This window comes from Microbacterium paludicola (assembly GCF_015235415.1).
In the GTDB taxonomy this organism is placed as follows: Bacteria; Actinomycetota; Actinomycetes; order Actinomycetales; family Microbacteriaceae; genus Microbacterium; species Microbacterium paludicola.
In genome coordinates this window covers 1-6332 of record NZ_JADGLL010000074.1, presented here as the reverse complement: position 1 = coordinate 6332, position 6332 = coordinate 1, and the positions used below count along the sequence as shown (strand labels likewise).

The window sequence follows — 6332 nt, the reverse complement described above, 5'->3', positions numbered from 1 at the left end:
CCCGTATACGCAGCGACTGCTGCTGGCCTCACCCGTCGCCGATCCGATCGCCCAGGCGCAGCGTCGAGACCTGCTGACGGCGGCGCCCGCCCCCCGCACCTCGAAGGACATCGCGTGACCCGCACCACCAGCCCGCAGCAGATCTACAGCGCGCGGCGCGCGCTCGCGCACGCACACCTGCAGAGGATGACGCCGCGCGAGATGGCCGGTCTTCTGTTCCACCCGATGGTGCTCATCGGCGCGGATCAGGACATCGACCAGCCCTCGCCGCTGGGGCCCTCGCTGCGCGAGCTGATCGTCGACCGCGGCATCCGCCATCTCTGTCTCGGCGCGATCCCTTCGCCCGTCCAGACGTCCGAGGTGCTCGCGCGCCTCCAGGACATCGCCGCGAGCACCGGCAGCGGTCTGCCGATCACGTTCTCGACCGATCCGCGCCACTCCTTCCTGCAGAACCCGGGAGCCACGCATCGGGCGCAGGGCGTCTCGCAGTGGCCGGAGCCGCTCGGCCTCGGTGCGATCGACGACACCGACCTGGTGCGCGATTTCGCGCGCGTCGTACGCGACGACTACCGGGCCATGGGCATCCGGATGGCCCTGCACCCCCAGGTCGACCTCACGACCGAACCGCGATGGGCGCGCCAGGCGCAGAGCTTCGGCACCGACCCCGACCACACCTCGCGGCTTCTGGCCGCCTTCCTGGAGGGGCTGCAGGGGGAGATGCTCGACGGCGACGGTGTCGCCGCGACCGTCAAGCACTTCCCCGGCGGCGGCGCGCAGCGCGACGGCGAGGACCCGCACTTCCCGTACGGACGCGAGCAGGTCTACCCCGGTGGCCGCTTCGACGACCACCTTCTCCCATTCCGCACCGCGGTGGACGCCGGCGCCGCGGCGATCATGCCCTACTACGGCATGCCCGTCGGTCTCGTCCGCAACGGCGAGGCGATCGAGGAGGTCGGCTTCGCGTTCAACAGGGCCCTCATCACGGATCTGCTGCGCGGCGAGCTCGGCTACGACGGCGTCGTCCTGAGCGACTTCGGCCTGATCCATGATGCGCAGGTCTTCGGCAAGCCGCTCCCCGCCCGGGCATGGGGCGTCGAGCACCTGGACCCGGCCGGCCGCATGGCGCGCCTGTTCAACGCCGGCGTCGACCAGCTCGGCGGGGAGAGCGACACCGAGCGCCTGCTGCGCCTCGTCGAGACCGGCGCGATCGCCGAGGAGCGCTTCCTCGAGGCGGTCGAGCGCGTCATCGGCCTCACCCTGACGCTGTTCCCCGAGGGCGGACCGGCCAGCGCCGCACTCGACCCCGCCGAGCTGCCGCTGCGCGAGCACGTCGCGCTCGGTGCGACCGCGCAGTCGCGCGCGGTCACCGTGCTGCACGATCCCGACGCGATGCTGCCCCTCGCCGGCGCGCGGCGGGTCGTCGTCCACGACCTCGACTTCACGGCATTGCCGTCGGACTGGGAGATCGCGGATGCCGCCGACGCCGACCTCGCGATCATCCGCCTGAGCGCGCCGTTCGAGCCGCGCGACCACTACTTCCTGGAGGCGGGAATGGAGCAGGGGTCGCTGGACTTCCCGGATGAGGTCGTCCGCCGCGTCGCGGAGACGGCTGCGCACACTCCCGTGGTGCTCGCCGTGACGCTCAGCAGGCCCGCCATCCTCACTCCGCTGCTCGAGCACGCCGCCGTCGTCGTCGCCGACTTCGGCGCCTCCGACCGTGCGCTGCTGGACGCCCTCACCGGCGCGGTCCGCCCCGAGGGAACGCTGCCCTTCGAGCTGCCGCGCAGCATGGCGGCCGTCGCGGCGGGCCTGCCCGACGTGCCCGCCGGCACTGCAGACCCCCTGTTCCCGCTCGGCTGGAACGTGACGACGGCAGGAGTCCGCGCATGACGCTCACCGATCGGATCTCCGTGCTCCGGGCGGAGTACAGGTCGGACAGCGCCTTCGTCGCCACCCCGCGACCGCGGCTGTCGTGGGTGGCCGAGACCTCCCGTGCCGAGTGGTCACAGGCCGCCGCGGAGCTCCGGCTCGACGGTGCGACCACCGTGCGGGTCGCCGGCGAAGCGCACACCTTCGTCGCATGGCCCTTCCCAGAGCTCGCGGACGACCTGCCACACACCGTCGAGGTGCGGACGCTCTCGACCGCCGGCGAGTGGTCGGACTGGAGCGCCCCCGTCGACGTGCGGCTCGCCGTCGTGGACGCGTGGGCCGCGCCCTTCGTCGGCCTCGCCGAACCCGAGCGTCCCGCGCAGCCCGTGCTCCTGCGCCGCTCCGTCGAGATCTCCGAGGGCCTGACCGCCGCGGTGCTGCATGTGGCCGCCTACGGGGCGGCGACCGTCGCCATCGACGGCGCAGAGGTCGACGACGCCGTGCTCGCTCCGGGATGGACGTCGTTCGACGAGCGCGTCCTCCACGACAGCATCGACGTCCTCCCTCAGTTCCAGGACGCCGGCGCCCACACGATGGACGTCACGCTCGTCGGCGCCTGGTACACCGAGGAATACGGCTTCGGACCCGTCGGCACCCGGGTCTACGGTGAGCAGCCCGCATTCGCCGCCGAGCTCCACCTGCGCTACGCGGACGGGCGGGTGGACATCGTCCGCACCGGGGAGGAGTGGGATGCGACCGGTCACGGGCGCATCGTCGACTCCGGCATCTACGCGGGGGAGACCCAGGACCACACCCGCGCCCCCGACGAGGGCGCGTGGACGCCCGCCGCCATCCTCCATTCCGGCATCGTCCCGGAGGCCCGCATCAGCGAGCCCGTGCGCCGGATCGCGGAGATCGCCCCCGTCGCGATCGAACGGGTCTCGGCCGACGTCCACCGGATCGACTTCGGCCAGAACCTCGTCGGACGTCTGCGGCTCCATGCGCACGGACCCGCCGGACACCGGCTCGACGTGCGGCACGCCGAGGTCCTCGAGGGCGACCAGCTGGCCCTGCGCCCCCTGCGGCGCGCGGCGGCCACCGACACCTACATCCTCAGCGGCGAGGAGTCGGCGCTCGAACCGGTCGGCACCTTCCACGGCTTCCGATACGCCGAGATCACCGGCTGGCCGGGCGACCTCGACCCCGACGCCGTCCGCGCAGTCGTCCTGCACAGCGATATGCGCCGCACCGGATGGTTCGAGTCCTCGCACCCGCTGCTGAACCGACTGCACGAGAACGTCGTGTGGTCGATGCGCGGCAACTTCCTGTCCGTCCCCACCGACTGCCCCCAGCGCGACGAGCGGATGGGCTGGACCGGCGACGCGCAGGTGTTCGCGCCCACCGCTGCCACCCTGTTCGACAGCAGCGGATTCCTCGCCAGCTGGCTGCGCGACCTCTCCATCGAGCAGGCCCGTCACCGCGGCGTCGTCCCGTTCGTGGTGCCCGACGTGCTCCGCTTCCCCGCCGGCCCGAATGCGGCCTGGGGCGACGCCGCGACGGTCATCCCCAGCGTCCTGTTCGACCGCTTCGTCGACGACGACGTCGTGGCCGCCCAGCTGCCGAGCATGACGGCCTGGGTGGACGCGATCCTCCCGCAGCTCGACGCCGACGGGCTCTGGGAGGACCGCATGCAGCTCGGCGACTGGCTCGACCCCGACGCTCCGCCGGAGATCCCGGGACTGGCCAAGACGCCGAGCGGGCTGGTCGCCACCGCGTACCTGTTCCGCTCCGCCGACCTCGTGGCGATCGCCCTCGATCGCCACGGCGAACCGGCGCGTGCCGCGACCTACCGGGCCATCGCCGACCGCACCCGCGACGTCTTCTGCCGCGCGTACGTCACGCCGATGGGGCGGATGTCGTCCGACTCGCCGACCGCGTACGCGCTCGCGCTCGCGTTCGGAATCGTCACCGACCCGGAACTGCGCCAGAAGCTCGGCGACCGGCTCGCCCACATCTCCCGCCGCAACGGCTTCCACATCAGCACCGGCTTCATCGGCACCCCGCTCATCCTCGACGCCCTCGTCGACACCGGGCACGCCGACATCGCGGAGCGACTCCTGCTGCAGACCGGGTATCCGTCCTGGCTGTATCCGGTGACGATGGGTTCGACCACGGTCTGGGAGCGCTGGGACTCGATGCTCCCCGACGGGACCATCAATCCGGGCGAGATGACCTCGTTCAACCACTACGCCTTCGGCGCCGTCGTCGACTGGATGTACCGCAGCCTGGCCGGCATCGCCCCCGCCGAGCCCGGATACCGCCGCATCCGCTTCGCACCGACCGTGTTGCGCGGCCTCGACCACGCCGAAGCAACCGTGGACACCGCGTCCGGTCGTGTGCGCGGTGGGTGGGAGCGTGTCGATGGCAGCGTGCGGCTTCACCTCACGGTGCCGGCCCACTCCACGGCCGACGTGCACCTTCCGGACCGCACCGTGGTCTCGGCCGGCCCCGGCGAACACACGTGGACTCTGATGGACGCCCCGGCGAGCAGCGTGGTCAAGGAGTTCTCCCTAGGCTCCTCCTTCCGGACGGTGGCGGACGATCCGGAAGCGCTCGTAATCCTGCAAAGGATCGTCGGCGAGCAGGAGACCTCGGTCGCCGACATCCTCCGACGCAGGACCGACTGGAACATCCAGGACCCCATCCCCGCCGGATGGTTCGACGTGCCGCCGCAGATGCTCGGGCAGCTTGCCCAGCAGTTGGGTGCCCTATCATCCGTGAGACAACAGGAGTAGACGTTCGGGGCGCTGATCCGCGCTCCAAGTGTGGGGCACCCGGGCTATCTCTCGTTGAACAGTACGTTCGGGGCTACCATCAGCTTCATGCGCAGCCGCGCTCGCAGATCCCGGTGCTGCTCCGGAGCGAGCGTCGGGAATCGTGCCCACGGATCAACCACACCTGAAGACGGAAAGGTCGATCGAGACCGATCGGGAACGCAGTCCAAGAAGGCCCGAATCCGCGTGATTCCGGGGTTTTCCCACCCAGACAGATCGAGAACGATCGAACCTCACTGGGTTCAAATCCCACCGTCACCGCCATTGTGATGTCTGACTCGCCCCGGCGTGTCCGGAGAGCAGATTCCTTGGAAGGATCTGTCTCATGGGACGTCCCAGTAAGTATCCGCGCGAGCTTCGTGAGCGCGCTGTCCGCATGGTCGCTGAGCTGCGGCCCGACTATCCGAGCGAGTACGCGGCGATGATCGCGACCGCGCAGATGCTCGGGATCGGGTCGCCGGAGACGATCCGGACGTGGATCCGCCGCAATCAGGTCGACGCCGGTGAACGCCCCGGTGTGACGACGGAGGCGTCGGAGGAGATCAAGCGGCTGCGGCGGGAGAACGCCGAGTTGCGTCGCGCGAACGAGATCTTGAAGGCGGCTTCCGCTTTCTTCGCGGCCGAGCTCGACCGGCCACAGAAGCGATAGTCGCGTTCATCGAGGACCATAAGAACCGCGCTGATGGCGGGTTGCGGTGGGGTGTCGAGTCGATCTGCGAAGTGCTCACCGAGCACGGTGTGAAGATCGCCCCATCGACCTATTACGACGCGCGCGGCCGAGGCCCGTCGTCTCGTGAGGTGTCGGACGAGCGGTGGAAGCCGATCATCCTCACGACGTGGCAGCAGCAGCGGCGTGTGCTTGGCGCCCGCAAGCTCTGGCTGAGGTTGCGTCGCGACGGGCACGACATCGCCCGCTGCACGGTCGAACGGTTGATGCGGGAGCTGGGGATCGCAGGGGTGATCCGCGGGAACGCAAGCGTCCCGTCGATACGGCGTTGCGGGAGAGCAGGCCGGCTGACCTCGTCGACCGGCACTTCGCGCGGTTCCGCACGAACCAGCTCTGGGTCGCCGACTTCACATACGTGTGGACGTGGTCCGGATGGGTCTACGTCGCGTTCGTGTTCGATGCGCACTCCCGGCTCGATCGACGACCTCACGCCGCTCGAGGTGGAGCAGCTCGACTACGCTCGCATCGAACCGGTTGAACAAGCCGGCTGACACCAGCAAACCGCTCTCCGGACATGCCGGGGCGAGTCAGCTTGCCGCCATCCCGCTGCTCGCCGCATTCGGCACCCGGATGGACAGCCGCGGCACACACCGATCACGTCATGTCTGGGGTCCGCTCTGGCTCCTCGCCGGCGCGCTCGCCCTGCTCGCCGCGGCGTACACCCGAGCGCCGGGCTGGGAGGACATGGTGCTCTGGTACTTCGCCGGATCGGCCCTCGTCGGCGGCGCAATCACCTGGTGGATCATCCCGCGCTCGCGCCTGCCTCGTCTCGCCGCCATCGTCATCGGGATCTTCTCCGGGCTTCTGTACGCCGCGTACCTCGGCATGATGCTCACGCCGCTCCTGGCGTTCGCGGTTCCGCTCCTCGGCATCCTGATCCTCGCCTTGCCCCTGTCTCTTAT

Annotated in this window: 5 protein-coding genes; all 5 read left to right on the top strand. The window is 70.2% G+C overall.

The window, feature by feature from the left end:
• The first annotated feature begins 114 nt into the window (after positions 1-114).
• On the top strand, positions 115-1890 hold the full coding sequence (locus tag IR155_RS15400; RefSeq protein WP_135115671.1) for a glycoside hydrolase family 3 protein: 1776 nt from the start codon (positions 115-117) through the stop codon (positions 1888-1890).
• A complete protein-coding gene (locus tag IR155_RS15395) occupies positions 1887-4664 on the top strand; it encodes an alpha-L-rhamnosidase (RefSeq protein WP_135115670.1) in 2778 nt (925 codons plus the stop codon). The genes IR155_RS15400 and IR155_RS15395 overlap by 4 nt, the downstream gene beginning before the upstream one ends.
• Before the next feature lie 364 nt (positions 4665-5028).
• The gene (locus IR155_RS15390) at positions 5029-5352 is read left to right on the top strand and encodes a transposase (RefSeq protein WP_135115669.1); all 324 of its coding nucleotides are present in this window, start codon (positions 5029-5031) and stop codon (positions 5350-5352) included.
• Between the two features lie 71 nt (positions 5353-5423).
• The gene (locus IR155_RS15385) at positions 5424-5921 is read left to right on the top strand and encodes an IS3 family transposase (RefSeq protein ID WP_167760825.1); all 498 of its coding nucleotides are present in this window, start codon (positions 5424-5426) and stop codon (positions 5919-5921) included.
• Positions 5905-6332, top strand: a 428-nt coding sequence (locus IR155_RS15380; protein ID WP_209306790.1) for a hypothetical protein, incomplete at its 3' end; no start/stop codon positions are given. The genes IR155_RS15385 and IR155_RS15380, both read left to right, overlap by 17 nt.